Here is a 24,189-nt window from a genome sequence, read left to right as displayed (position 1 = left end):
ATGGAGCTTTCGCTGAATCGCAACCAATTGACCGAGGCGGCGCTGAAGGCGCTGCATCTGATCGACCTCACGTCGCTCAACGACGACGACACCGACGAGAAGATCGCCGCGCTCGCCGTGTCGGCCGACACGCCGGTTGGCACGCCCGCCGCGTTGTGCGTGTATCCGCGCTTGGTCGGCGTCGCGCACGCGGCGCTCGCCGCGCGCGGGCTCGTGCTGCCGGTGGCGACCGTCACGAATTTTCCGCATGGCGCGGCCGATCCTGACGCGGCGGCGCGCGAGACGGCCGACGCGGTCGCGCTCGGCGCGGACGAAATTGACGTCGTGTTCCCATATCGCGCGCTGCTGGCGGGCGACGAGCGGGTCGGGCGCGAGCTCGTCGCGCAATGCCGCGCGGCGGCGGGCGGCCAGTGCCTGAAGGTGATCCTCGAGACGGGCGAACTGCGCGGCTCGGCGGCGATCCGCAAGGCGAGCGAGATCGCAATCGAGGCGGGCGCGGATTTTCTGAAGACGTCGACGGGCAAGGTCGCGACGAACGCGACGCTCGACGCGTCGGCCGTGATGCTCGCGACGATCCGCGAAGGCGGGCGCACGATCGGCTTCAAGGCGGCGGGCGGCGTGCGCACCGCGCAGGATGCGGCGCAGTATCTGTCGCTCGCCGAGCGCGAACTCGGGTCCGGCTATCTGACGAGCGCGACGTTCCGCTTCGGCGCGTCGGGGCTGCTCGGCAATCTGCTCGAGACGCTCGGGCATCGGGCGGGGGCGGCGCGGGGCGCTTATTGAGCGATGCGCGGCGGCACGTGCCGCCGCGAACGGCCGCTTCGCGCGCTGACAACGTTAGTGAACCGGCGCATAGCCGAGCTTCTCGACCCCATACGTCCTCATCCAATCTTCGCGATCGTCAAATCCCATCGCCTTGGCGAGATGGTCGGCCATGTCTTCGGGTGTCGGCGTCACCGGCGAATCGTAGTAGCCCAGCGGCGTTTCCGCTTTCGGCGTCAAGATGGCGTAGAGCATATTGACCTCCTGTCTTTAGCCCTCTTAACGACCGTGAGCATTGTTTCCTTAACCGGGAGATTCCCGGTTAGAGTGATACGCCCAATCTCCCGGCTATCTGGCGATATGCGTCGATCCGCTGTCTGTCGAGCTCGACATGTCGATACGCCGCCGTGCGCCGTATCGAACGGTACGCTTGCGGGAATCCGTCGGCGTCGGAGCGATTCGCTCGGACCTTCGCCGCTTCGTGCCGATTTGGCGGTGCATACCCTGATAACGTGAAGCTCGAACTCGATCGAAACCGGGGACAGAAAGCGATGGCCAAGGCTGGGATGCGCGTCATGCCGATCCAGCGCTTCCGTAGCCGGACCGATGCGATCGCGTTCGCCAACAGGAATCCGTAGCATCTCGTCAGCAAGCCGTCCGGCGATGCGGCCAATACGCTTGGGTCTGTCGTGCACGATGCGGGCGAAGCCCGGCAATCGCGTCCGTTCGTCGAATGTGAAGCGTCCGTGCAGCCGGATCCTCGATCCATTTCATCGCGGGCCCGTGTTGCCGAATCGATCGAGCCTTCGCGGTGCGTCAGGGCTTCGTGTGCGGATTGCGCGTCCGTGATAGCGTCCCTCTTCATGAGATTTCCGCCCGGCCGTTCGGTCTCGGCAAGGGATTGACCGTCGGGGCGCATAGCGGGACATATTGCTATCCGGGATGTATTTGTGCTTTTAAAAATCGAACATTTACGCAATCCATGACCTTCCTTCCGCAGGAATTCATCCGCAAGGTACGCGACCGCGAGCCGCTCGACGCGGCCGACGTCGAGCGTTTCGTGCGCGGGGTGACGACGGGCGACGTGACCGAAGGGCAGATCGCAGCGTTCGCGATGGCGGTCTATTTCAACGAGCTGCCGCTGCCCGCGCGGATCGCGCTGACGCTCGCGCAGCGCGATTCCGGCGAGGTGCTCGACTGGCGCGGCGAGCGCCTGAACGGCCCCGTCGTCGACAAGCATTCGACGGGCGGCGTCGGCGATCTGACGTCGCTCCTGATCGGGCCGATGGTCGCCGCGTGCGGCGGCTACGTGCCGATGATCTCGGGCCGCGGGCTCGGCCACACGGGCGGCACGCTCGACAAGCTCGAAGCGATTCCGGGCTACGACGTCGCGCCGTCCGTCGACACGCTGCGCCGCGTCGTGCGCGACGCCGGCGTCGCGATCGTCGGCCAGACCGCGCAGCTCGCGCCCGCCGACAAGCGGATCTACGCGGTGCGCGACGTGACGGCGACCGTCGAGTCGATCTCGCTGATCACCGCGTCGATCCTGTCGAAGAAGCTCGCGGCGGGCGTCGACGCGCTCGCGATGGACGTGAAGGTCGGCTCCGGCGCGTTCATGCCGACCGTCGAGCAGTCGGCCGAGCTCGCGCGCAGCATCGTCGACGTCGGCAATGGCGCGGGGATGAAGACGGCCGCGACGCTGACCGACATGAACGAGGCGCTCGCGCCGTGCGCGGGCAACGCGATCGAGGTGCGCTGCGCGATCGACTATCTGACGGGCGCGGCGCGCCCCGCGCGGCTGCACGAGGTCAGCTTCGCGCTAGCGTCGCAGATGCTGACGATGGGCGGCCTCGCCGCGAACGCCGACGATGCGCGCCGGCGATTGCGCGCCGCGCTCGAATCGGGCGCGGCCGCCGAGCGCTTCGCGCGGATGGTCGCGGCGCTCGGCGGGCCGGCCGATCTGATCGAGCAGCCCGATCGGCATCTGCCGCGCGCGGCGGTCGTCGTGCCCGTTCCCGCCGAGCGCGCCGGCTGGATCGAGCGGATCGACGCGCGCGCGCTCGGGCTTGCGGTCGTCGGCTTGGGCGGCGGGCGTGCGAAGATCGGCGACGCGCTCGATTACGCGGTCGGGCTGTCCGCGCTCGCGGGGCTGGGCGCGCGCATCGATGCGGGGCAGCCGCTCGCGCTCGTTCACGCACGCGACGCCGATGCGGCAAAGCGGGCCGCCGACGCCGTGCGGCGCGCCTATCGGATCGGCGCGGGGCAGCCTGCGCAGACGCGCGTCGTCTATGCGGTGATCGACTGAGCGAGCGTGTCGGACGCATCGGACGCATCGAGCGCGTCGAAGGCATCGGATGCAACCGGCGGCGAAACGCGTGAGCGCGCGCGACGTCGATCCCGCTGCCGCCCGGATCGCGCCGTGCGGAGCCGCGCGCAGCTTGCCGTATCCGTGACGTGGTCGACGGACGTCGCGACGTGCGACGCTCGCGCAAGGCGCATCGCTCATAGTTCATCGCTCGACAATCGAGGCGCGACGCGCAGTCGCAGCACGAGAACCGAAGCACGGAACATCGAATCAACGAACGAGGTAAAACACGACATGAAGCACAACGCATTGATCGAAGCCGCAAAGGCCGCGCGCGAAAAGGCCTACGCGCCATATTCGAACTTCAAGGTCGGCGCGGCGCTCGCGACGAAGGACGGCAGGATTTTCCACGGCTGCAACGTCGAGAACGCGTCGTACGGGCTGTGCAATTGTGCGGAGCGCACCGCGTTGTTCTCGGCGCTCGCGGCCGGCTATCGGCCGGGCGAGTTCGCGACGATTGCGGTCGTCGGCGAGACGGACGGGCCGATCGCGCCCTGCGGCGCGTGCCGGCAGGTGATGATCGAGCTCGGCAAGCCGATGCTCGAAGTCGTGCTGACGAACATGAAGGGCGACGTGCGCGTGACGAATGCGGGCGACTTGCTGCCGGACGCGTTCTATCTGGCGTGACGCGCGGCTCGGCGCCGACGGGGCGGGACGTGACGTGACGTGACGTGACGTGACGTGACGTGACGTGACGTGACGTGACGTGACGTGACGTGACGGGCGAGATTCGTCGCGACGCACAGCGTTCCTCGCGATTTTCGTGTTTTTTCGTTTTTCCTCGCGGGTTTCGTCGGCTTCCCGCGTGTCCGGCCACGAGCGGCAGGCCGCCGAAACCGACGAGAACCGGATCTTTCCGTGCCGCACCGAGCGTCGGCCGATTGCGCCGCCCGCTGTGCATTCGTCTGTCATTTTTCCTTCGTTGACGCGCATCAAGGTCCGCGCCGCGCAATGCGCGATGCTGGGTTGCATGCGCCGCCGCGCGTTTTTTCGCTGCGGGCGGGCACTTATCGAAACCGGTCGGCGAGGAGACGACGATGAAATCCGATGCTGCGCTCAGGCAAGATGTCGAACAGGAACTGTATTGGGATCCGTCGCTGGATGCGCGGCAGATCGACGTGTCGGTGCATGACCGCATCGTGACGCTGCGCGGCTTCGTGCCGAGCTGGGCGCAGAAATACGCGGCACAGAAGGCTGCGCAGCGCATCGCCGGCGCGCGGGCGCTCGTGCTCGAGTTGAAGGTGCTGCCGAGCGAATCGCCTCGTGACGACGAAGTGCTCGCCGCCGCGATCGTGTCGGCGCTCGCGTGGCAGGAAGGGCTTGCGGGGCAGGAGATTCACGTCGACGTCGACGAGGGCTGCGTGACGCTCACGGGCGAAGTCGACTTCGGCTATCAGCGGCAGGCGGCCGAAACGGTCGTGAGCCGGATGCGCGGCGTGATCGGCGTCGTCAACCGGATCGACGTGCACTTGCACGACGCGTGCGAGACCGTACGCGCGCGCGTCGCGGATGCGCTCGCGCGGCGCGCGCAGCGCGAGGCCACACATATCGACGTCGACGAGTGCGATGGCGTCGTCACGCTGTCCGGTATCGTCGATTCGCTCGTCGAGCGGCGCGCGGCGTGCGGCGCAGCATGGTCGGTCAAGGGCGTGCGCGAGGTCGTCGATCATCTGACCGTCGCGTAGGTGTGGGCTGTGCGAGCGGCGCTTGCGCGTCGCCCGCACGGCGTTCGACACTGATTGCCGGCAAGCGGCAAGCGGCAAGCGGCAAGCGGCAAGCGGCAAGCGGCAAGCGGCAAGCGGCAAGCGGCAAGCGGCAAGCGGCAAGCGGCAAGCGGCAAGCGGCAAGCGGCAAGCGGCAAGCGGCAAGCGGCAAGCGGCAAGCGGCAAGCGGCAAGCGGCAAGCGGCAAGCGGCAAGCGGCAAGCGGCAAGCGGCAAGCGGCCAACGGCAAGCGGCCAACGGCAAGCGGCCAACGGCAAGCGGCCAACGGCAAGCGGCCAACGGCAAGCGGCCAACGGCAAGCGGCCAACGGCAAGCGGCCAACGGCAAGCGGCCAACGGCCAACGGCCAACGGCCAACGGCCAACGGCCAACGGCCAACGGCCAACGGCCAACGGCCAACGGCCAACGGCCAACGGCCGTGGACACGCGCCGGTGCGGACAGTTCGGCGCCAACTCGAACAGGTGCGATGCGGCGCACGACTTCCGTCGCCGCGCGCTCGATCTTCTCGTTTCCTTTCCGTTATGAACTTTTTTGCACGATGACCGAAATCGTCACCATCACGCCGAATCCCGCGGTCGACGTCGCGACGTCCGTCGACCGCGTGACCGATACCCGCAAGCTGCGCTGCGGAGCCGCGCGGCGCGATCCGGGCGGCGGCGGGATCAACGTCGCGCGCGTGCTGACGCGCCTCGGCGCCGATTGCGCGGCGCTCTATCTCGCGGGCGGCGATACCGGTCGCGCGCTGCGCGGCCTGCTCGCCGACGAGCGGATGCGCACGAGCGGCATCGACGTCGCTGACGAAACGCGAGAAAACTTTTCGGTGCTCGAAACGTCGACGGGGCGCGAGTTCCGCTTCGTGCTGCCGGGGCCGACGCTCGCGCCCGACGAATGGCCGCGCTGCATCGACGCGCTCGCGCGGCTCGCCGACGCGTCGCGCTTTCTGGTGATGAGCGGCAGCCTGCCGCCCGGGATGCCGGACGATTGCTACGGCCGCCTCGTGCGGCTCGCGAACGCGCGCGGCGTGCGGACGGTCGTCGATACGTCGGGACCGGCGCTCGCGGCGGCGCTCGACGCGGGCGTTTATCTGGTCAAGCCGAGCCTGGGCGAACTGCGCGCGCTGACCGGGCTGCCGCTCGACGACGACGCCGAGCGCCTCGCGGCCGCGCGCGCGATCGTCGACAGCGGTCGCGCGCAGATCGTCGCGCTGACGCTCGGCGACGCTGGCGCGCTCGTCGTATCGCGCGACGACGCGGTGCGGCTGCCGGGCGTGCGCGTTGCGGTGCGCAGCGCGATCGGTGCGGGCGACAGCTTCGTCGCGGGGCTCGTCGACGCGCTCAATCGCGGCGCGAGCGTCGCCGATGCGTCGCGTTACGCGCTCGCCGCCGCGTCGGCGTCGCTGCGGAGTGCGGGCACCGCGCTGTGCACGAAGGACGATGTCGAGCGGATCTATCGCGAATTGCCGGGGACAGTCGAGGCCTGACGCCTGCACGCCCGGCTCCCTTTCGGCGTCTTCGTCTGGACCGCATCTTGTGATTCGGCTCCGCGCCCGATTCCGCCGGTCACGCGCATGCGGTCGCTCGCAGGGGCGCTAGAGGACCGATCGGCAACATGCGGCGCAGCCTGCGGAGATGCCGGTGTCGGTTGCGCCGGGCGATTGCTCGTGCGCTCGTTCGAAAGCCCGGCAACGCCCGATCGCCGAGACGCCGCCCGGCACCGCAGCGTGACGCGCAACGCAGCGCGTCACGCGATGCGGATCAGGCAGACGAGCCGCGCATTCCGCTCCGCAATGATGCACATCGCACGGAAGGGCGACCCGAAGAACCCGAAGAACCGCCCAACCGGTCCACGCGCTCACACATGCAGGACCGACGCCGCATCCCGCGCGATCACCTGTTCCTCGTCGGTCGGCACGACGAGCACCGCGATGCGGCTCGCATCGCGGCTGACGATCTCCGCGTTGCGCGCGTTCGCGTCGGCATCGAGCTCGACGCCGAGCCAGCGCAGCCGCTCGCACACCGCGGCGCGCGTTTCGGGCTGATGCTCGCCGATGCCCGCGGTGAACACGAGCGCGTCGAGGCCGCCGAGCGTCGCCGCAAGCCGCGCGGTCTCGCCGGCGATCCGGAACGCGAACAGCTCGAGCGCGTCGCGCGCGCCGTCCGAACGATTGGCGAGCAGCACGCGCGCGTCGCCGCTCACGCCGGATACACCGAGCAAGCCGGAGCGGTGATACAGCATCTGCTCGACCGCATCGACCGAATAGCCGAGCATCTTTTGAAGATGCAGCACGACGCCCGCGTCGAGCGCGCCGCAGCGCGTCGCCATCGGAATCCCGTCGAGCGTCGAGAAGCCCATGCTCGTGTCGCGGCTCACGCCGGCGTCGAGCGCGCACAGGCTCGCGCCGCTGCCGAGGTGCGCGGCGACGACCTTGCCGCGCGCGAGCGCCGGATGCCGTTCGCGCAGCTGTCCGGCGACATATCGGTAAGACAGCCCATGAAAACCGTAGCGCTTGACGCCTTCGTCGAACAGCGCGCGTGGCAGCGCGAAGCGCCGCACGAGATCGGACTGCGTCCGATGGAACGCGGTGTCGAACGACGCGACCTGCGGCAGATGCGGACGCAGATGACGCAGCGCGCGAATCAGGCGCACGCTTTGCGGCTGATGCAGCGGCGCGAGCGGCACGAGCGCGGTAATTGCGTCGAGCGTACGATCGTCGAGGGTGACCGGCCCGTCGAACGCGTCGCCGCCATGCACGACGCGATGGCCGACCGACACCAGCTCGTGCAGCGACAGATGCGACGCGATCCAGTTGAGCGCTTCGTCGAGCACTTCGTGCAGGTCGTCGGTGACGGGCGCGGCGAGCGCAACGGTGCGCGCGTCGCCGCCGCTCGAGTATTCGAACTGCAACGGCGTCCGGTTGAAGTCGATCTTGCCGCGTCCGAGCGGCGCGGGCTCGCCGTTCGCGACGCTGTAGAGGCCGATCTTCAGCGTCGACGAACCGGCGTTGAACGTCAGCAGCAGCGGCTCGCTCATGATGCGAGCGCGCCGGCGCGCGTCCTCTCGGCGACGAGCTTCGCGAGCGCGGCGGACGCGATCCGCACGCGCAGGCTGTCCGCGCGGCTCGTCAGGATGATGGGCAGCCGCGCGCCGAGCACGAGGCCCGCGCCGTCGGCGCCCGCGAAGTACATCAACTGCTTCGCGAGCATGTTGCCTGCTTCGAGATCGGGCACGAGCAGGATGTCGGCCTGGCCCGCGACGGGCGATGTGATGCCCTTCGACTGCGCGGCGATCGCGCTCACGGCGTTGTCGAACGCGAGCGGCCCGTCGACGATCGCGCCCGAGATCTGCCCGCGCGCGGCCATCACGGTGAGCGCGGCCGCGTCGAGCGTCGACGGCATCTTCGGGTTGACGGTCTCGACCGCTGCGAGCACCGCGACGCTCGGCCGCTCGATGCCGAGCACGTGCAGCAGATCGACCGCGTTCTGGCAGATGTCGCGCTTCTGTTCGAGCGTCGGCGCGATGTTGATCGCCGCGTCGGTGATGAGGAGCGGCTTCGGATACGCGGGCACGTCCATCGCGTAGACGTGGCTGATGCGCCGCTCGGTGCGCAGCAGCGACGCCGGGCCGACGACCGCGGCGAGCAGTTCGTCGGTATGCAGGCTGCCCTTCATCAGCGCGGCGACCTGGCCCATGCCGCCCAGCTCGACCGCGCGCGCGGCGGCCGCATGGCTGTGCTCGACCGCTTCGATCGACACGCCCGCGAGATTCACGCCGGCCGCTTCGGCCGCCGCACGGATCTTCGCTTCGGGGCCGATCAGGATCGGATCGATCAGGTGCTCGTCGCGCGCGTCGATCGCCGCGCGGATCGCATCCGGCGAGCACGGATGGACGACCGCGGTGCGCAGCGGCGGCTGCTCGCGCGCGTCGCGCACGAATGTCTCGTAGCGGTCGTGGCGGCGCACCGCGACGTCCGGCGCCGGCACGCGCTCCCACGCGATCGGCTTGTCGGGCGCGATCACGGTCGCGGTGCCGCGCAGCACGACTTGCCCGTCCTGGTTCGTGCAGCGCGTGTCGAGCAGCACGATCCGCTTCTCCGGGTGCTTCTCCTTGACGGTCACGGTCGCCGTGACCGTGTCGCCCGGCGCGACCGGATGCCGAAACTCGAGCGTCTGGTCGAGATAGATCGTGCCCGGCCCCGGCAGCTTCGTGCCGAGCACCGCGGACACGAGCGCGCCCGTCCACATCCCATGGACGACGACGTGGCCGAACAGGTCGTGCGCGGCGAACGCCGCGTCGAGGTGCGCTGGATTGACGTCGCCGGACATCGCGGCGAACAGGTCGATGTCGTCGCGCGACGCGGCGCGCACGACCGACGCGCTGTCGCCGATCGCGAGCGATTCGAACGGACGGTTCTGCAGGATTTCGCGCTCCATGCGGCGCTCCTTATTGCTGGAACACGTAGGTGCCCGGCGCGTCGCCGAGCGTTTCCGCGCCCGGCTTGCCGAGCCGCGGCGGTGCGACGCGCTGCGCGCTCGAATGCTCGGCGAGCCACGCATGCCACGCGGGCCACCACGAGCCTTCGCAATCGGTCGCGCCGGCGAGCCATTCGTCGGGCGAGATGCTCGGCGCGTCGGCGGTCGTGATCTTCATCCGGTAATGGCGCTTCGGATGGCCGGGCTCGCTGACGATGCCCGCGTTGTGGCCGCCCGCCGTCAGCACGAACGTCACGTCGCTGTCGGTCAGATAGTGGATCTTGTAGACCGAGCGCCACGGCGCGATGTGATCGTGCTCGGTGCCGACGACGAAGAACGGCGCGCGGATGTTGTGCACCGACACCGTTTGCCCGTCGATCACGTAGCGGTTCGTCGCGAGATCGTTGTCGAGGAACAAGTGGCGCAGATACTCGGAATGCATCCGGTACGGCATCCGCGTCGAGTCGGCGTTCCACGCCATCAGGTCGATCATCGGCGTGCGTTCGCCGAGCAGGTAGTCGTGGATCATGCGCGACCAGATCAGGTCGTTCGACATCAGCAACTGGAACGATCCCGCCATCTGGTGCGCGCCGAGAAACCCGCGCTCCCACATCATGCTTTCGAGGAAGTAGATCTCGCTTTCGTCGATGAAGAGCTGCAGCTCGCCCGGCTCGGTGAAGTCCGTTTGCGCGGCGAGCAGCGTGATCGACGCGAAGCGCTCGTCGCCCGCGTTCGCCATCGCCGCGGCCGCGATCGACAGCAGCGTGCCGCCGAGACAGTAACCGGTCGCATGGATCTTCGCGCCGGGCACGATCTTGCCGATCGTGTCGAGCGCATCCATCACGCCGAGCCGGCGGTAGTCGTCGAGGCTCAGATCGCGGTCGCTCGCGTCGACGTTGCGCCACGACACGCAGAACACCGTGTGCCCCTCGCCGACCAGATAGCGGATGAGCGAGTTGTGCGGCGACAGATCGAGAATGTAGTACTTCATGATCCACGCGGGCACGATGAGGACCGGCTCCGCGTAGACGTCGGGCGTCGCCGGGCCGTACTGCAGCAGCTCGATCAGATGATTGCGGAACACGACGCGGCCGGGCGCCGTCGCGACGTCCTTGCCGACCTGGAAGCGCTCGACGCCCGCGGGCGGCAGCTTCGTCATCTGACGCCGGACGTCGTCCAGATAATTCCACACGCCCTGCGCGAGGTTCGCGCCGCACGACAGCGCGGTGCGCTGCGCGACCTCCGGATTCGTCGCGACATAGTTCGCCGGCGCGAACGTGTCGAGCATCTGCCGCGCGGAGAACGCGACGACGTCCTCGTGATGGCGCGACACGCCGGGCACTTCGCGCGTCGCCGCGCGCCACCATTGCTCGGCGAGCAGGAACGCCTGGTGCCAGAAACGGTACGGCTCGAGCTGCCACACGTTCGCGCGGAAACGCCGGTCGCCGGGCGACGGCTGCGCGGGCGCCGCGGGCGTGCGCCCGGTCGTCGCTTCGAGCAGGTACTCGGTGAGCAGCGCGGCATGCTTCATCGCGAGCGACATGAGCTCGGCGCGCTTGCCGGGCGCGGCCGCGAGGTGAATCAGCCAGTCGGACAGCGCGAGCTGGAGCGCGGCGGGCGACAGGCCGGACGTCAGCTTCGCGAGCGCCGCCTCCTTCGCGAAATCGAATACGCGGTACGGGCTTTCCTGCTCGTACGACGCGGGCGGGTGGGCGGGCGGCGGCGCTGCGGGCGCGCCGGGTTCGGGGGTATGGCGTGTATCCATCGGGCTTCCTTCGGCTGGCGCTACGCGGGCGACGACATGACGAACCGAGGCAGCCGGTGCGGCCGGCCGAGCGCGAAGCCGCGCGGCGGGCACAGTCGCCCGCCGCGCGCTTCGACGGCATGCGTCGACGATCACTGACACGGCCACTGTAGCGACGCATAGATCTGCGGAATCTGATTTGCATCAATGGAAGCCGAGCGAATCGCGTAACGGCTGCGCAATCGTCGCGTATCGCATCGCGCACGGATTCATCTGGCGATTTCCCGTTTGTTGACCGAGATCAGCCGGCATGCGGCGTGCGCCGTTATGGTGAAGCCATCGACGGACAAGTCAGACGGGAGCGACGGTGGCGGATCTGCATGCGGCGAACGGCACGACTGCGACGGAAGCGGCGCGCGACGGACGGGTCGTCGCGGTGCGCGGCGCGGTCGTCGACGTCGCGTTCGACGGCGGCGCGCTGCCCGCGCTGAACGACGCGCTCGTGATCCCGATCGACGGCGCGGCGCCGATTCTCGCCGAGGTGCACGCGCACCTGAGCGACGCCGCGGTGCGCGCGCTCGCGCTTGGCCCGACGGGCGGGCTCAAGCGCGGCGCCGCCGTGCGGGCGACGGGCGGGCCGATCCGCGTGCCGGTCGGCGATGCGGTGCTCGGCCGCCTGCTGACCGTGACGGGCGAGCCCGGCGACGACGGCGCGGCGCTCGCGCCCGACGCCGCGCGGCGGCCGATCCACCGCGGCGCGCCGCCGCTGTCCGAGCAGAAGAGCGCGACCGCGCTGTTCGCGACCGGCATCAAGGTGATCGACCTGCTCGCGCCGCTCGCGCAGGGCGGCAAGGCGGCGATGTTCGGCGGCGCGGGCGTCGGCAAGACGGTGCTCGTGATGGAGCTGATCCACGCGATGGTCGAGCGCTATCGCGGGATCTCGGTGTTCGCGGGCATTGGCGAGCGTTCGCGCGAAGGGCACGAGATGCTGCTCGACATGCGCGGCTCCGGCGTGCTCGCACGCACGGTGCTCGTCTACGGGCAGATGAACGAGCCGCCCGGCGCGCGCTGGCGCGTGCCGCTCACCGCGCTCGCGATCGCCGAATATTTTCGCGACGAGCGCGCGCAAAACGTGCTGCTCCTGATGGACAACGTATTTCGCTTCGTGCAGGCGGGCGCCGAGGTGTCGGGGCTGCTCGGGCGGCTGCCGTCGCGGGTCGGCTACCAGCCGACGCTCGCGAGCGAGGTCGCCGCATTGCAGGAACGGATCGCGTCGGTCGAGGGCGCGGCGGTCACGGCGATCGAGGCCGTGTACGTGCCCGCCGACGATTTCACCGATCCGGCCGTCACCGCGATCGCCGCGCACGTCGACAGCATGGTCGTGCTGTCGCGCGCGATGGCGGCCGAAGGGATGTATCCGGCGATCGATCCGGTCGCGTCGTCGTCGATCCTGCTCGATCCGCTCGTCGTCGGCGACGAGCATGTCGAGGTCGCGATCGAGGTGCGCCGCGTGATCGAGCATTACCGTGAACTGCAGGACGTGATCGCGCTGCTCGGCATCGACGAGCTCGGCGCGGACGACCGGCGGATCGTCGGCCGCGCGCGCCGGCTGCAGCGCTTCCTGACGCAGCCGTTCGCGGTGACCGAGGCGTTCACGGGCCAAGCGGGCGCGTCGGTCGAGATCGCCGATACGATCGCCGGCTGCCGCGCGATCCTGCGCGGCGACTGCGACGACTGGCGCGAGAGCTCGCTGTACATGGTCGGCACGCTCGACGACGCGCGGCGCAAGGAAGAAGCGGCCCGCGAAGCCGACGCGCGGCGCGATGGCGCGGGCGGGGCGGGCGGCGGCGCATCGGCCGCGCATGGCGGCGGCGCGGGCGGCGGCGGAAATGGGTCGGGCAAGAAGGATGTGGCGGGCGCGGGCGGAGCGGCGGTTGCCGTGGCTGGCGGCGCGGCAGGTGAAACGCCGGGCGCTGCGCCGAGCGTCTCGAAAGACTCGCCGCAAAACGACCAAGCGGGCAACGCGTCGTCCATGAGCGCGAACGGTGCGACGAACGCGACGAATGTGACGAACGCGACGAACGCGACGAACGCGACGAACGCGACGAACGCGACGAACGCGACGAACGCGACGAATGCGACGAATGCGACGAATGCGACGAATGCGACGAATGCGACGAATGCGACGAATGCGACGAATGCGACGAATGCGACGAACGCGACGAACGCGACGAACGCGACGAATGCGACGGCTCGTGCGCCCGAGCGCGATTCGGCTTCCACCGCACCGCAGGGAGCGCCGCATGTCCGCTGAGCTGCGCCTCACGATCGCGACGCCGGCGCGCGTGTGCGTCGACGATCTGCCGATCGCGTCGCTGCGCGCCGAGGACGCGAGCGGTTCGTTCGGCATCCGCGCGGGCCACGTCGATTTCGTCACGCTGCTGCGTGCGTCGGTCGTGCGCTGGCGCACCGTCGACGGCGCGATGCACTACGCCGCGCTCGACGGCGGCGTGCTGCGCGTGACGCGCGGCGCGCGGATCGAGATCGCGTGCCGCGAGGCGGTGCTCGGCGAGTCGCTCGCCGAACTCGACGCGATCGTGCGCGGCGTGCGCGCGACGCAGCTCGACGAGAAACGTCGCGCGCGGGTCGACGAGACGCGGCTGCACGCGCGGGCGATGCGGCGGCTGCTCACGTATCTGCGGCCCGAGCATTCGAAGGACGGCATGCACGCGCCGCGCAAGCCGGAGACGCTCGAATGACGAAGCCGCCCGCGCCCGATGCGAAGCGCGACGGCGATCCCGGCGCGCGGCGCGCGGCCCGATCCGACGCGCAGCCCGACGCGCACGGCCCGGCCGCCGACCGCGTCGAGCAGGCGGCGCGCACGGCCGCGCGGCGTGCGGCGCGCGGCGCGCGCGATCCGGAGCCGTCGCTCGGCAGGCGCCTCGCGCAGGTCGGCGTGCTCGGCTGGACGATCCTCGCGCCGACGCTCGCCGCGCTCGCGCTCGGCCGCTGGCTCGATCGCGCGTTCGCGTCGCGCGTGTTCTTCTCCGCGCCGCTCTTGATGCTCGGCGCGGCGCTCGGCTTCTGGCTCGCATGGCGCTGGATGAAAGGTCAACAAGACGGAGATCGCGATGAGTGAAATTCTGGAAACCGCGCGCGTGTCGCTCGACGGCATCGCCATCGCGATCGGGCTTGCCGCCGGACTCGCGACGGGCGCGTGCCATTTCGTGTCGCTCGGCTGGAACAGCCGCCTGTTTGTCGAAGGCCGCGCGGGCGCGGCGCTCGCGCTGCAGCTGGTGCGGATCGCGCTCACGGTCGCGGTGCTCGTCGTGCTCGCGCGCATCGGCGTCGACGCGCTCGTCGCCGGCTCGGCGGGGCTGTTCGTCGCGCGCGCGTTCGCGATCCGCTGGGCGGGCGCATTGACGGGCGCGCGGCGATGAACGCGTCGCCGCTGTCGACCGTGCCGATGTTCTCGATCGGCCCCGTCGGCGTCTCGGAGCCCGTGCTCGCGACGTGGGGGATCATGGCCGTGCTCGTCGCGCTCGCGCTCTTCGCGCGCAAGCGGCTGAGCGTCGACGCGCCGTCGCGGTTGCAGAGCGTGCTCGAGCTGTTCGTCGCGACGATCGACGCGCAGATCGTCGACACGATGCAGACGCCGCCCGCCCGCTACCGCGCGCTGATCGGCACGATCTTCGTGCTCGTGTTCTGCGCGAACAGCGCGTCGCTCGTGCCGGGCGTCGAGCCGCCGACCGCGCATCTCGAGACCGACGCCGCGCTCGCGCTCGTTGTGCTCGCCGCGACGCTCTATTACGGCGTGCGCGTGCGCGGCCTGCGCGGCTATCTCGCGACGTTCGCGGAGCCGACGTGGGTGATGATCCCGCTCAACGTCGTCGAGCAGTTGACGCGCACGTTCTCGCTGATCGTGCGTCTGTTCGGCAACGTGATGAGCGGCGTATTCGTGATCGGCATCGTGCTGTCGCTCGCCGGTCTGTTCGTGCCGATTCCGCTGATGGCGCTCGATCTGCTGACGGGCACCGTGCAGGCGTACATCTTCATGGTGCTGTCGATGGTGTTCATCGGCGCGGCCGTGTCCGGTGACGAAACTTCCGCGCCGCGGCGCGGGCAGGAGAACTCATGAACAATCTCATCGAAGTGGTCAGCATCGCGGCGGCCGCGCTCGCGGTGTCGTTCGGCGCGATCGGCCCCGCGCTCGCCGAAGGGCGCGCGGTCGGCGCGGCGATGGACGCGATCGCGCGGCAGCCCGATGCGTCCGGCACCGTGTCGCGCACGCTGTTCGTCGGGCTCGCGATGATCGAGACGATGGCGATCTACTGCCTCGTCGTCGCGCTGCTGCTGCTGTTCGCGAATCCGTTCATCAAGTGACGAGGGGGCGGCGATGCGAATCGACTGGTCCACGCTCGCGTTGCAGGCGATCAACGTCGCCGTGCTCGTGTGGCTGCTGTCGCGCTTCCTGTTTCGTCCCGTCAGCGACATCATCGCGAAGCGCCAGGCCGCCGCGCGCAAGCTGATCGACGAGGCGACGCACGAGCGCGACGCCGCGCGCGCCGAGCGCGAGCGCGTGCATGCCGAGCGCGCGGCGCTCGCCGCGGCGCGCGACGACGCATTGAAGGCGGCGCTCGCGCAGGCGGCCGCCGAGCGTGAGCGCTTGATCGAACAGGCGCGCGCCGATGCGCAGGCGCTGCGCGACACGGCGCGCGCGCAAGCGCAAGCCGACGCCGCGCAGCGCGCGAAGGAGCTCGATGCGCGCGCGACGCGCCTCGCGGTCGACATCGCCGCGAAGCTGCTCGCGCGCTTGCCCGACAGCGCGCGCGTCGCGGGCTTCGTCGACGGCGTCGCGGCGTCGCTCGCGCAACTGCCGGAAGACGTGCGCGCGGCGCTCGCCGCCGGCGACGCGCGGGTCCAGCTCGTCGCGCCGCGCGCATTGACCACGCAGGAAGCGGCCGCGTGCCGCGCGGCGTTCACGGCGAGCGTCGGACGGCCGCTCGAGCCGGACGTGCGCGTCGATCCGGCGCTGATCGCGGGGCTCGAGCTCGAATCGAAATACGCGAACGTGCGCAACAGCCTGCGCCAGGATCTCGCGACCATCGAGGCGGCATTGCTGAGCGACGATGACGGCGACCACTGACGCCACCGATGCGGCCTGGCTCGCGCGTCGCCGCGATGCGCTCGCGCGGGTGGCGCTCGCGCCTGTCGCGCAGGCGGTCGGGCGCGTCGAGCGCGTCGCGGACGGGATCGCTTTCGTGTCCGGGCTGCGGGACGCGATGCTCAACGAAGTGCTGCGCTTCGACGGCGGCGTCACGGGCTTCGCGCACACGCTCGACGAGGATCTGATCAGCGTCGTGCTGCTCGATCCGGACGCGAGCGTCCAAGCGCAGGCGGCCGTCACGCGCACGGGCGCGGTGCTCGAAGTGCCGGTCGGCCCGCAACTGCTCGGACGCGTCGTCGATCCGCTCGGCCGTCCGCTCGACGACGGCCCGCCGCTCGGCACGACGGACACGCTGCCGATCGAGCGCCCCGCGCCCGCGATCATCGACCGCGATCTCGTCAGCGAGCCGCTCGACACCGGCGTGCTGATCGTCGACGCGCTCTTCACGATCGGGCGCGGCCAGCGCGAGCTGATCATCGGCGATCGCGCGACGGGCAAGACATCGCTCGCGATCGACGCGATCGTCAATCAGCGGCAAACGGACGTGATCTGCGTGTACGTCGCGATCGGCCAGCGCGCGAGCGCGGTGCGGCGCGTGATCGACGCGGTGCGCCGCTACGGCGCGCCCGAGCGCTGCATCTTCGTCGTCGCGCCGGCCGCGTCCGCGCCGGGGCTGCAATGGGTCGCGCCGTTCGCGGGCTTTTCGATCGCCGAGTATTTCCGGGATCGCGGGCAGCATGCGCTCGTCGTCGTCGACGACCTGACGAAGCACGCGGCGACGCACCGCGAGCTCGCGCTCCTCACGCGCGAGCCGCCCGGCCGCGAGGCATATCCAGGCGACATCTTCTACGTGCACGCGCGCCTGCTCGAACGCGCGGCGAAGCTGTCCGCGAAGCTCGGCGGCGGGTCGCTTTCCGCGCTGCCGATCGCGGAGACCGACGCGGGCAATCTCGCCGCGTACATTCCGACGAATTTGATCTCGATCACCGACGGGCAGATCGTGCTCGATTCGGCGCTGTTCGCCGCGAACCAGCGGCCGGCGGTCGACGTCGGCCTGAGCGTGAGCCGCGTCGGCGGCAAGGCGCAGCATCCGGCGCTGCGCAGCGCGTCGGGTCGCTTGCGGCTCGATTACGCGCAGTTCCTCGAACTGGAGGCGTTCACGCGCTTCGGCGGGCTCACCGATGCGCGGCTGCGCGCGCAGATCACGCGCGGCGAGCGGATTCGCGCGTTGATCACGCAGCCGCGCTTCCGCGCGCTGCGAACGCTCGACGAAGTCGTGCTGCTGAAGGCGCTCGCGGCGGGCGCGCTCGATGCGATGTCGACGGATCGCGTCGCGCCGCTGCGCGACCGGCTGCCGTCGTGGCTCGATGCGCGGATCGCGGCGCTGTCGCCGGCGGGCGCGCCGCCCCTCGACTGGCTCGCGGACGACGCGGCGCTCGCGACGCTCGCGGAGTCGATCGGCGAGCTGACCGAACGGATCATGGCCGATGCGGCGGATCGCGCGGCGGGACACATGCATGCGGAAGACGCGGCGGGCGACATCGGCGGCGCGCTCGATGGCGATGCCGGAACCGAAGTCGAAGGCAACGCTGAAGCCAACGCCAACGCCGACGCCGACGCCGACGCCAAGGCCAACGCCAACGCCAACGCCAATGCCGACGCCGACGCCGACGCCGACGCCGACGCCGACGCCGACGCCAACGCCAACGCCGACGCCAATGCCGACGCCGACGCCGACGCCGACGCCAACGCCGACGCCGACGCCGACGCCGACGCCGACGCCGACGCCGACGCCGACGCCAACGCCAACGCCAACGCCAACGCCAACGCGAAATCCAACGCGAAATCCAACGCCGCCGCGAAAGCCGAGCCCGAAGCCGAACCGGAGCGCAAGCGATGAGCGACAAGCTCGCCGCGATCGAAGCGCGCACCGACACCGCGCGCCAGTTGCAGTCGGTGATCGGCGCGATGCAGGGCGTCGCCGCCGCGCGCGCGCACGAGGCGCAGCAGCGCTTGCCGGGAATCCGCGCATCGGCGGCGACGGTCGGCGCGGCGATCGGCGACGCGCTGTCGGCCGGTGCGCCTTCGCTCGAAGCCGCGGCCGCGCGACGCGGCGCCCCGCACGCGCGGTTGGTCATCGTGCTGTGCAGCGAGCAGGGCTTCGTCGGCGCATACAACGCGCAACTGATCGATTACGCGACGCGGCCCGATGCGCCGGCCGCGACGCGCGAATACATGATGGTCGGCACGCGCGGCGCGATGCTCGCCGAGGCTGGCGGCGTGCCGCTCGTCTGGAGCACGCCGATGGCGTCGCACGCGGACGACGTCGTGCACCTCGCGAACCGGATCACCGACGCGCTGTACGCGCATCTGGCTGAGCGCGGCGCGCAGTCGGTGTCGATCGTCCACGCGATGCCGGCTGCGGCGCAGCAGCTCGACGTGGTCGAGCGCCGCCTGTTGCCGTTCGACTATGCGCGCTTCGATACCGAGCCGCGCGCGCAGCCGCCGCTCGTGCATCTGCCGCCCGCGACGCTGCTCGCGGAGCTCGCGCAGGCATATGTGTTCGTCGAGCTGTGCGATGCGGCGATGCTCGCGTTCGCCGCGGAGAACGCGGCGCGCACGCGCGCGATGATCGCCGCGCGCGAATCGGTCGAACGCACGCTCGGCGAGCTGTTGCAGGCCTACCGGATCGCGCGGCAGGACGAGATCACGGCGGACATCGTCGAATTGGCGGCGAGCGCGTTGTGAAGGCGGTTGCCCCGCGCCTCGCGCGCCGGGATGACCGGCGTCCGTGGCTGAGAACGACGCCTGCACGTGCGCGGTGAGCGCTGCGCCCGACGCGGGCGAGCGCATGCCCGGCGAACGGTTGCACGTCCGCCGGATCGTGAGCCGCCGCGCGCGGCGGCGCGCATCGACATTCCGGAAAGGGAGCGAATCGTCAACGAGTCCGCGCGGCGCGCCGGGCGCGGTTGACGCACGTCAATGACCGGCGCCGCGCGTGATCGATACTCGATCGGTCATCGAACCAACCAGGAGCGACTGATGGCGCAATACATGAAAGCGGCGGTGGTGCACGCATTCGGCGAACCGCTTCGCATCGAGGAAGTCCCCGTGCCGACACCCGGACCGGGCCAGATTCTCGTGAACATCAAGGCATCGGGCGTGTGCCACACCGATCTGCACGCGGCCGACGGCGACTGGCCGGTCAAGCCGACGCTGCCGTTCATTCCGGGACACGAGGGCGTCGGCTTCGTCGCGGCGGTCGGCGACGGCGTCAAGCACGTGAAGGAAGGCGATCGCGTCGGCGTGCCGTGGCTCTATACCGCATGCGGCCATTGCGAGTATTGCCAGACCGGCTGGGAGACGCTGTGCCACGAGCAGCAGAACACCGGCTACTCGGTGAACGGCAGCTACGCGGAGTACGTGGTCGCCGATCCGAACTACGTCGGCCATCTGCCGAGCAATGTGGCGTTCGACGAGATCGCGCCGATCCTGTGCGCGGGCGTGACCGTCTACAAGGGCATTCGCGTGACCGACACGCGCCCCGGCCAATGGATCGCGATTTCGGGGATCGGCGGGCTCGGGCACGTCGCGGTCCAGTATGCGAACGCGATGGGGCTGCACGTCGTGGCAGTCGACGTCGCGCCGGAGAAGCTCGAGCTTGCGCGCAAGCTCGGCGCGAAGTTCGTCGTCGACGCGTCGACGAGCGATCCCGCGGCGGTGATTCAGAAAGAGATCGGCGGCGTGCACGGCGTGCTGGTGACGGCCGTGTCGCGCGGCGCGTTCGCGCAGGCGCTCGGGATGGTGCGGCGCGGCGGGACGGTCGCGCTGAGCGGGCTGCCGCCCGGCGATTTTCCGCTGCCGATTTTCTCGACGGTGCTCAACGGGATCACGGTGCGCGGGTCGATCGTCGGCACGCGGCGCGATCTGCAGGAGTCGCTCGATTTCGCGGCCGAAGGGCTCGTACGCGCGCATATTCATCGCGACAAGCTCGAGAACATCAACGACATATTCGCGTCGCTGCGGGCCGGGAAGGTCGATGGGCGGATCGTGTTGACGGCAGAGTGAGGCGAAGGAGCGCGGGCGGCGGGGCCGCCTGCGTTTGCCCGAGGCTCGAAAGCATGCGGCTGCTGCACTGCGACTGACATCGTCTTGCCGAAGTCGCGGATGACAGAACGACTAAGGAATGACTGGAAAACGTGGTCAAAGAATCGAACGTAAACAATGAAGCGAGGGCGCCTGTTTATCGCTACCGGCTGCAGGTGCGCGAAGTGAACGGCGAACGTCGGACATATCAGCTCAGCTTGCGATCGCTCGACGATCGCTACACGCTGGAAATCCACGAAATGCTGGATTTTCCGGATGTGTATACCGGCGACAGCACGCCGGTTCATTTGTCCAGACCCATCAATCTCGTCGTGTCGGCCGACGACTTCTATCGGCGTCGGCGCGACTATCGCTCCGAGCTGACCGAGTCGGTGGCGGCTGCGTTGAGAGCCGGCGATGTCGTGAGAATGCGAGATTCGCCTTACGATTATCCGGCCGGTTTTGCGGGGAATCCGTGGGTCAATTGCGTACGGGCGGACCTTCGAGCCTATCCCGGCGACCATCCCCATCATGTCGGCGACGACATGCGCGATCTGATCCGATAGCAGGCCGGAATTCGATCTCGACGGACGGCCCGGAACGGCCACGGCTCGAATGGCGTCACGGAAACGCAGGAATAGTCGGATCGGTCCCTTCCAGATGGGCGTCCGGATGATGCTGCTTGATCAGCGCTTCGATTTCCTCGACGCGGTCGCGGTGCACGTCGATCATCATCAGCAATTCGCCATTTTCGACGGCGTCCTCGAAGTGTTTCAGCCGGGTATTCGGCACGCTCACGCCGATCATCGTGCCGACCCACGCGCCGAAGCCCGCTCCGGCGATCGCGAACGCGACCATCGCGCCGCCCGCGATCGTGAGGCCAGCGGGCGGAAACGCGATCGCGGCGAGCCCGGCGAGCGCGCCGGTGACGCCGCCGGCAGCGGTTCCGCGAGCGAGCGCGGGCAGCAGATCGCTGCTTTGCGCGATCGACGCCTCGGGCAGATTTTCCAGCGGAATCCTGTCGTTCGCGACGACGTGGATGCGCCGCCATTCGATGCGCTTGAGCAACAACTCGTCGACGATCACCCGTGCCATGTCCGCGTCGGGCAGCAGGAAATAGATCCGTCTCATGATGACCTCTGTCAGGGATCGCCTGAACGCATGCGTCGGACCTGTGACTTCGATGATGTTCTACCCGGCGAGCCGCGTGCGCGACAGGCTTGTTTTTCGCGGCTTATGTAACGAAGTCTAGGTGAAACGCAAGCTTCGGCAAGGCGCGTGCCGCGCGGTTGCCGGGCACGCGAAGCGCGCCGGCGCGCGCGGTTTGCGTCGCGCGTTACGGCGATTTTTCGAGTTCTTCTAGATCTGCGGGGAGACGGAAGTCGCTTATCGGCCCACGTCGGCGCTTCATCGCCGATCTGTACCGGTGACCGGTTGCATCCGCCATGGCAAACGGACCTTCATCCCCCCCGATGCGCGTAGACTGCACCGGATCCCCCGTTCGCTCATGCTTTTGCTTGTGGCGACGGTCGGAACACCCGTTATGCAAGGAGGCGTCACGCATGCAGGCAGGTCCTTTGCTGGATGGCAGTGCCAACGATCCGGTCGCCAGCGCGCCCGTGCGCGACTTGCGCCGCGTGCCGATCCATCCCGATCACTGGTATCCACTGGCGTGGTCGAATGAGGTCAAGCGGGGCAAGGCCCTCGGGGTGCACTTTGCCGGCGATCCGATCGTGCTGGTGCGTACCCGGTCCGGTACGATATTCGCGCTGGAAGACCGTTGCGCACACCGACAGGTGCCGCTGCACGCGGGCGTGGTGGAAGGCGAGTCGATCCGCTGCGGCTATCACGGCTGGACCTATGACTGCAGCGGCCACTGCGTCGATGTGCCATACCTCGGCCGAGAGCGCTTGCCCAACGGCGTGCGTGCCTATCCGTGCCGCGAGGCGCACGGTCTGATCTTTGTGTTTACCGGCGATGCGGCGCTTGCCGAAGCGCGGCCGCTACCCGCGCTGGCTTCGGTGGCCGACAAGGCGTACAAGACGCGCCGCTTTGGCCGCGAGGTCAAGTGCCACTACTCGTTCATGCACGAGAACCTGATGGATATGAACCACCAGTTCCTGCACCGGCGGCGGATGGGGCAGATGCGCGCGCGCTCCCTCGGCCGCAGTCGCGGCGAGGACTGGGTGGAAGTGAAGTACACGTTCGCGCGCATGGCAGGCAAGCAGCCGGTGGGCGAGGCGCTGGTGTTTGGCGCCAGCAAGCAGCACGGCGGCCAGGACGACAAGGATGTGATGACGGTGCGCACCGGCTATCCATACCAGACCCTGCAGATCCGCTCGGGCGACGGCGCGCTGGTGATGGATCTGTGGATCGTCTACGTACCGCTGGATGCGGCGCAGCGCACCAATCGCACGTTCGGCCTGCTTTCCATCCGCAAGCCCGGCATTCCGTTTGCGCTGGACTTGGCATGGCCGCTGCTGGTCTGGTTCACGGAACGCATCTTCGAGGAGGACCGCTGGATCGTCGAGCGCGAGCAGGAGGCCCACGACAGGCAGGGTGCGGACTGGAACCACGAGGTGTTTCCGGTCATCAACGAGTTGCGCGACCTGCTGCGCAATTGCGGCGGCCGCACCGTGATCCCGATCCGCGAGGTGGCGACGCGGCCTGACGCCGAGGCCAATGTGGCGGCGAGGGCGAATGACGCCTGATGGCCGGTCACACTTGGCTGGCGCACCGGTTTCATACGCCGCCGCTTGCCCACCGGGCAGACGTCCTTTGCTTTGAGAAGGACCACCCATCAAAAAGCGAATGGACGGTGGCGGGCGGCGTTCAGCTTTTTCTCGACGTCTTTGCAACAAACGGCGTCGGTATGTGTTGAACCTGTTCGCTTCCGCACTTCGGGCAGTTCGGATGAGCGGTTTCATGCTCCGCGAGATGTTCAACGTGTTCGAACGTCTCGCCGCACTTCTCGCAACGGTATTGGTAAGTCGGCATGGCATCCCTCCAGCACGAAACTTGCACGTGCTGCGACGGATGAAGCCCGGACGGTGCGCAGCACCCCAATGAGGCATTGTAGTGCTGGAGATGGTGCAGACCTAATCGTTCATTCGTGGCCGGCCTGTGTCTGTCGTCGAGGGGCGGTACGCCACCCGGAACCGCCATTCGATGCTGTGCAGGCTCGGTGGCAGCTTCCGAAGGCGTGGGGGTATTTCAGGGCTTCACCCGATTGCCCGTCGTGACGACCCTCCGGAATGCCTACAAAGCTCACAAACGAGGCGATGCTCATTCCCCGCACGGGAGCGAGATGAAGCGGTGCATCTCCGGCAATTTTTCGCGCCATCGGTTTTTTCAACCGGCTGCGGACGATGCATTGGCTACCGCGGTATCGGGGCGCTGGTTATCGCGATGCTTCGCGCAAGGCCCGCGTCCAGCCGCCAGAGAATACGAAGCGAGGAAAAGTGATCCATTGCTCGAGGAGGATGCGGACCACGGCTTCGGCCGGTCCGGAGAACGGCTCGGGCCGCTCGGGTTCGCCGCGATGGCAGCGGCCCTGCCACGCAAGTGATGCTGCGATGACGGCCAGCGAGAGCATCGCCCCCACAGTCGGCTTGCAATGTGGGGTTCGTTTCTCCATAGATAAATACGAACCTAGCCGGTTTATTTTGGCAAGTTGGTTGGCGGCGTGCTTGATGCTGACCCTGAGCAACGGCACAGACAACCGGCTTACCGTGCTTTATTTTCCGAATTCTGAGGCGACCTCTACCACACGAGATTCAGCGCTGGCTGACTTGAATTCCTAAGGAAGTGACCGATACTTTCGTCACACGAAACCAATTTTCGTAACGTGCCAACGGCCTTGACCTCCTGCAC

General features: G+C 69.0%; 23 protein-coding genes and 2 pseudogenes. 18 read left to right on the top strand and 7 right to left on the bottom strand.

The genetic code is table 11. The features are described from left to right. The gene (gene deoC, locus WS62_RS01610) at positions 1-783 is read left to right on the top strand and encodes a deoxyribose-phosphate aldolase (RefSeq protein WP_066566826.1); all 783 of its coding nucleotides are present in this window, start codon (positions 1-3) and stop codon (positions 781-783) included. Positions 784-837: 54 nt separating this feature from the next. Here the strand turns inward: deoC and WS62_RS01605 are convergent, their stop codons facing one another. After that, positions 838-1,017, bottom strand: coding sequence for a beta-lactoglobulin I (locus WS62_RS01605; RefSeq protein ID WP_066485983.1), 180 nt, complete (start codon positions 1,015-1,017; stop codon positions 838-840). A gap of 727 nt (positions 1,018-1,744) precedes the next feature. Here WS62_RS01605 and deoA point away from each other — a divergent pair. The 5 genes from deoA (at position 1,745) to WS62_RS37775 (ending at position 6,330) form a co-directional block, all read left to right on the top strand. After that, positions 1,745-3,067, top strand: coding sequence for a thymidine phosphorylase (gene deoA / locus WS62_RS01600; protein ID WP_066566823.1), 1,323 nt, complete (start codon positions 1,745-1,747; stop codon positions 3,065-3,067). A 294-nt stretch (positions 3,068-3,361) separates the two neighbouring features. Beyond that, positions 3,362-3,754, top strand: coding sequence for a cytidine deaminase (locus WS62_RS01590; RefSeq protein WP_066566807.1), 393 nt, complete (start codon positions 3,362-3,364; stop codon positions 3,752-3,754). 410 nt (positions 3,755-4,164) lie between these two features. Next, positions 4,165-4,812 (top strand): BON domain-containing protein, encoded by a 648-nt coding sequence (locus WS62_RS01585; RefSeq protein WP_066566804.1) that lies wholly within the window; start codon positions 4,165-4,167, stop codon positions 4,810-4,812. After that, complete coding sequence (locus WS62_RS38960; RefSeq protein ID WP_442855050.1) at positions 4,761-5,375, top strand: hypothetical protein; 615 nt, start codon at positions 4,761-4,763, stop codon at positions 5,373-5,375. The genes WS62_RS01585 and WS62_RS38960 overlap by 52 nt, the downstream gene beginning before the upstream one ends. 13 nt (positions 5,376-5,388) lie before the next feature. Next, complete coding sequence (locus WS62_RS37775) at positions 5,389-6,330, top strand: 1-phosphofructokinase family hexose kinase (protein WP_066566979.1); 942 nt, start codon at positions 5,389-5,391, stop codon at positions 6,328-6,330. Between the two features lie 371 nt (positions 6,331-6,701). On the opposite strand, the gene WS62_RS01575 is transcribed toward WS62_RS37775, so the two are convergent. From WS62_RS01575 to WS62_RS01565, 3 genes are read right to left on the bottom strand one after another with little or no spacing between them, the layout of a single operon-like run. Then, positions 6,702-7,880, bottom strand: coding sequence for an acetate/propionate family kinase (locus WS62_RS01575; protein WP_066566801.1), 1,179 nt, complete (start codon positions 7,878-7,880; stop codon positions 6,702-6,704). Then, the gene (locus WS62_RS01570) at positions 7,877-9,280 is read right to left on the bottom strand and encodes a bifunctional enoyl-CoA hydratase/phosphate acetyltransferase (RefSeq protein ID WP_066566798.1); all 1,404 of its coding nucleotides are present in this window, start codon (positions 9,278-9,280) and stop codon (positions 7,877-7,879) included. The genes WS62_RS01575 and WS62_RS01570 overlap by 4 nt, the downstream gene beginning before the upstream one ends. Before the next feature lie 10 nt (positions 9,281-9,290). Further along, on the bottom strand, positions 9,291-11,084 hold the full coding sequence (locus WS62_RS01565; protein WP_066566794.1) for a PHA/PHB synthase family protein: 1,794 nt from the start codon (positions 11,082-11,084) through the stop codon (positions 9,291-9,293). A gap of 346 nt (positions 11,085-11,430) precedes the next feature. On the opposite strand from WS62_RS01565, the pseudogene atpD reads away from it, so the two are divergent. The 11 genes and pseudogenes from atpD to WS62_RS01510 form a co-directional block, all read left to right on the top strand. Further along, a pseudogene (gene atpD / locus WS62_RS01560) lies at positions 11,431-12,895 on the top strand (F0F1 ATP synthase subunit beta); the annotation flags it as partial. Positions 12,896-13,366: 471 nt separating this feature from the next. Then, positions 13,367-13,822, top strand: coding sequence for a F0F1 ATP synthase subunit epsilon (locus tag WS62_RS01555; RefSeq protein ID WP_066566791.1), 456 nt, complete (start codon positions 13,367-13,369; stop codon positions 13,820-13,822). Beyond that, positions 13,750-14,202, top strand: a pseudogene (locus tag WS62_RS01550) (AtpZ/AtpI family protein); the annotation flags it as partial. The gene WS62_RS01555 and the pseudogene WS62_RS01550, both read left to right, overlap by 73 nt. Further along, positions 14,195-14,503 carry an N-ATPase subunit AtpR gene (locus WS62_RS01545; RefSeq protein ID WP_066566786.1) on the top strand — a complete coding sequence of 103 codons (309 nt, stop codon included), beginning with the start codon at positions 14,195-14,197 and terminating at the stop codon, positions 14,501-14,503. The pseudogene WS62_RS01550 and the gene WS62_RS01545, both read left to right, overlap by 8 nt. Continuing rightward, positions 14,500-15,201 carry a F0F1 ATP synthase subunit A gene (locus WS62_RS01540; protein ID WP_066566784.1) on the top strand — a complete coding sequence of 234 codons (702 nt, stop codon included), beginning with the start codon at positions 14,500-14,502 and terminating at the stop codon, positions 15,199-15,201. Before WS62_RS01545 ends, WS62_RS01540 begins: the two co-directional genes overlap by 4 nt. Next, on the top strand, positions 15,198-15,446 hold the full coding sequence (locus tag WS62_RS01535; protein ID WP_066485967.1) for a F0F1 ATP synthase subunit C: 249 nt from the start codon (positions 15,198-15,200) through the stop codon (positions 15,444-15,446). The genes WS62_RS01540 and WS62_RS01535 overlap by 4 nt, the downstream gene beginning before the upstream one ends. 13 nt (positions 15,447-15,459) lie before the next feature. Further along, the gene (locus WS62_RS01530; protein ID WP_066566781.1) at positions 15,460-16,209 is read left to right on the top strand and encodes a F0F1 ATP synthase subunit delta; all 750 of its coding nucleotides are present in this window, start codon (positions 15,460-15,462) and stop codon (positions 16,207-16,209) included. After that, positions 16,193-18,130: a F0F1 ATP synthase subunit alpha gene (locus tag WS62_RS01525; RefSeq protein WP_066566779.1), complete on the top strand. Its 1,938-nt coding sequence runs from the start codon at positions 16,193-16,195 to the stop codon at positions 18,128-18,130. Before WS62_RS01530 ends, WS62_RS01525 begins: the two co-directional genes overlap by 17 nt. Further along, positions 18,127-18,978 (top strand): F0F1 ATP synthase subunit gamma, encoded by an 852-nt coding sequence (locus WS62_RS01520; RefSeq protein WP_066566777.1) that lies wholly within the window; start codon positions 18,127-18,129, stop codon positions 18,976-18,978. The genes WS62_RS01525 and WS62_RS01520 overlap by 4 nt, the downstream gene beginning before the upstream one ends. A 294-nt stretch (positions 18,979-19,272) precedes the next feature. After that, positions 19,273-20,298 (top strand): alcohol dehydrogenase AdhP, encoded by a 1,026-nt coding sequence (gene adhP / locus WS62_RS01515; RefSeq protein ID WP_066566774.1) that lies wholly within the window; start codon positions 19,273-19,275, stop codon positions 20,296-20,298. A 131-nt stretch (positions 20,299-20,429) separates the two neighbouring features. Next, complete coding sequence (locus WS62_RS01510) at positions 20,430-20,882, top strand: hypothetical protein (RefSeq protein ID WP_082720598.1); 453 nt, start codon at positions 20,430-20,432, stop codon at positions 20,880-20,882. A 55-nt stretch (positions 20,883-20,937) separates the two neighbouring features. Here WS62_RS01510 and WS62_RS01505 read toward each other — a convergent pair whose 3' ends face one another. Further along, positions 20,938-21,447, bottom strand: coding sequence for a hypothetical protein (locus WS62_RS01505; RefSeq protein ID WP_066485953.1), 510 nt, complete (start codon positions 21,445-21,447; stop codon positions 20,938-20,940). 431 nt (positions 21,448-21,878) lie between these two features. Between WS62_RS01505 and WS62_RS01500 the strand changes: the two genes are divergently transcribed. Continuing rightward, complete coding sequence (locus tag WS62_RS01500) at positions 21,879-23,027, top strand: aromatic ring-hydroxylating oxygenase subunit alpha (protein ID WP_066566769.1); 1,149 nt, start codon at positions 21,879-21,881, stop codon at positions 23,025-23,027. Between the two features lie 121 nt (positions 23,028-23,148). Here the strand turns inward: WS62_RS01500 and WS62_RS32175 are convergent, their stop codons facing one another. Continuing rightward, positions 23,149-23,313 (bottom strand): FmdB family zinc ribbon protein, encoded by a 165-nt coding sequence (locus WS62_RS32175; protein ID WP_025990365.1) that lies wholly within the window; start codon positions 23,311-23,313, stop codon positions 23,149-23,151. A gap of 403 nt (positions 23,314-23,716) precedes the next feature. Then, complete coding sequence (locus tag WS62_RS37205) at positions 23,717-24,031, bottom strand: hypothetical protein (RefSeq protein WP_442855054.1); 315 nt, start codon at positions 24,029-24,031, stop codon at positions 23,717-23,719. Positions 24,032-24,189: the final 158 nt, after the last annotated feature.

It is taken from the genome of Burkholderia sp. ABCPW 14 (genome assembly GCF_001523835.1).
Classification (GTDB): Bacteria; Pseudomonadota; Gammaproteobacteria; order Burkholderiales; family Burkholderiaceae; genus Burkholderia; species Burkholderia mayonis.
Note: the sequence above shows the minus strand (reverse complement) of the source record. Positions and strands in the feature narration are given on the sequence as shown.

Bases quoted from the DNA above. Each gene is read 5' to 3' on its own strand.
- WS62_RS01525 (WP_066566779.1), top strand. From the start codon at position 16,193: ATGACGGCGACCACTGACGCCACCGATGCGGCCTGGCTCGCGCGTCGC.
- WS62_RS01605 (WP_066485983.1), bottom strand. From the start codon at position 1,017: ATGCTCTACGCCATCTTGACGCCGAAAGCGGAAACGCCGCTGGGCTAC.
- WS62_RS01590 (WP_066566807.1), top strand. From the start codon at position 3,362: ATGAAGCACAACGCATTGATCGAAGCCGCAAAGGCCGCGCGCGAAAAG.
- adhP (WP_066566774.1), top strand. From the start codon at position 19,273: ATGGCGCAATACATGAAAGCGGCGGTGGTGCACGCATTCGGCGAACCG.
- deoC (WP_066566826.1), top strand. From the start codon at position 1: ATGGAGCTTTCGCTGAATCGCAACCAATTGACCGAGGCGGCGCTGAAG.
- WS62_RS01535 (WP_066485967.1), top strand. From the start codon at position 15,198: ATGAACAATCTCATCGAAGTGGTCAGCATCGCGGCGGCCGCGCTCGCG.
- WS62_RS01520 (WP_066566777.1), top strand. From the start codon at position 18,127: ATGAGCGACAAGCTCGCCGCGATCGAAGCGCGCACCGACACCGCGCGC.
- WS62_RS37775 (WP_066566979.1), top strand. From the start codon at position 5,389: ATGACCGAAATCGTCACCATCACGCCGAATCCCGCGGTCGACGTCGCG.
- WS62_RS01530 (WP_066566781.1), top strand. From the start codon at position 15,460: ATGCGAATCGACTGGTCCACGCTCGCGTTGCAGGCGATCAACGTCGCC.
- WS62_RS01575 (WP_066566801.1), bottom strand. From the start codon at position 7,880: ATGAGCGAGCCGCTGCTGCTGACGTTCAACGCCGGTTCGTCGACGCTG.
- WS62_RS01545 (WP_066566786.1), top strand. From the start codon at position 14,195: ATGAGTGAAATTCTGGAAACCGCGCGCGTGTCGCTCGACGGCATCGCC.
- WS62_RS01570 (WP_066566798.1), bottom strand. From the start codon at position 9,280: ATGGAGCGCGAAATCCTGCAGAACCGTCCGTTCGAATCGCTCGCGATC.
- deoA (WP_066566823.1), top strand. From the start codon at position 1,745: ATGACCTTCCTTCCGCAGGAATTCATCCGCAAGGTACGCGACCGCGAG.
- WS62_RS01555 (WP_066566791.1), top strand. From the start codon at position 13,367: ATGTCCGCTGAGCTGCGCCTCACGATCGCGACGCCGGCGCGCGTGTGC.
- WS62_RS01540 (WP_066566784.1), top strand. From the start codon at position 14,500: ATGAACGCGTCGCCGCTGTCGACCGTGCCGATGTTCTCGATCGGCCCC.
- WS62_RS01585 (WP_066566804.1), top strand. From the start codon at position 4,165: ATGAAATCCGATGCTGCGCTCAGGCAAGATGTCGAACAGGAACTGTAT.
- WS62_RS38960 (WP_442855050.1), top strand. From the start codon at position 4,761: ATGGTCGGTCAAGGGCGTGCGCGAGGTCGTCGATCATCTGACCGTCGC.
- WS62_RS32175 (WP_025990365.1), bottom strand. From the start codon at position 23,313: ATGCCGACTTACCAATACCGTTGCGAGAAGTGCGGCGAGACGTTCGAA.
- WS62_RS01500 (WP_066566769.1), top strand. From the start codon at position 21,879: ATGCAGGCAGGTCCTTTGCTGGATGGCAGTGCCAACGATCCGGTCGCC.
- WS62_RS01565 (WP_066566794.1), bottom strand. From the start codon at position 11,084: ATGGATACACGCCATACCCCCGAACCCGGCGCGCCCGCAGCGCCGCCG.
- WS62_RS01505 (WP_066485953.1), bottom strand. From the start codon at position 21,447: ATGAGACGGATCTATTTCCTGCTGCCCGACGCGGACATGGCACGGGTG.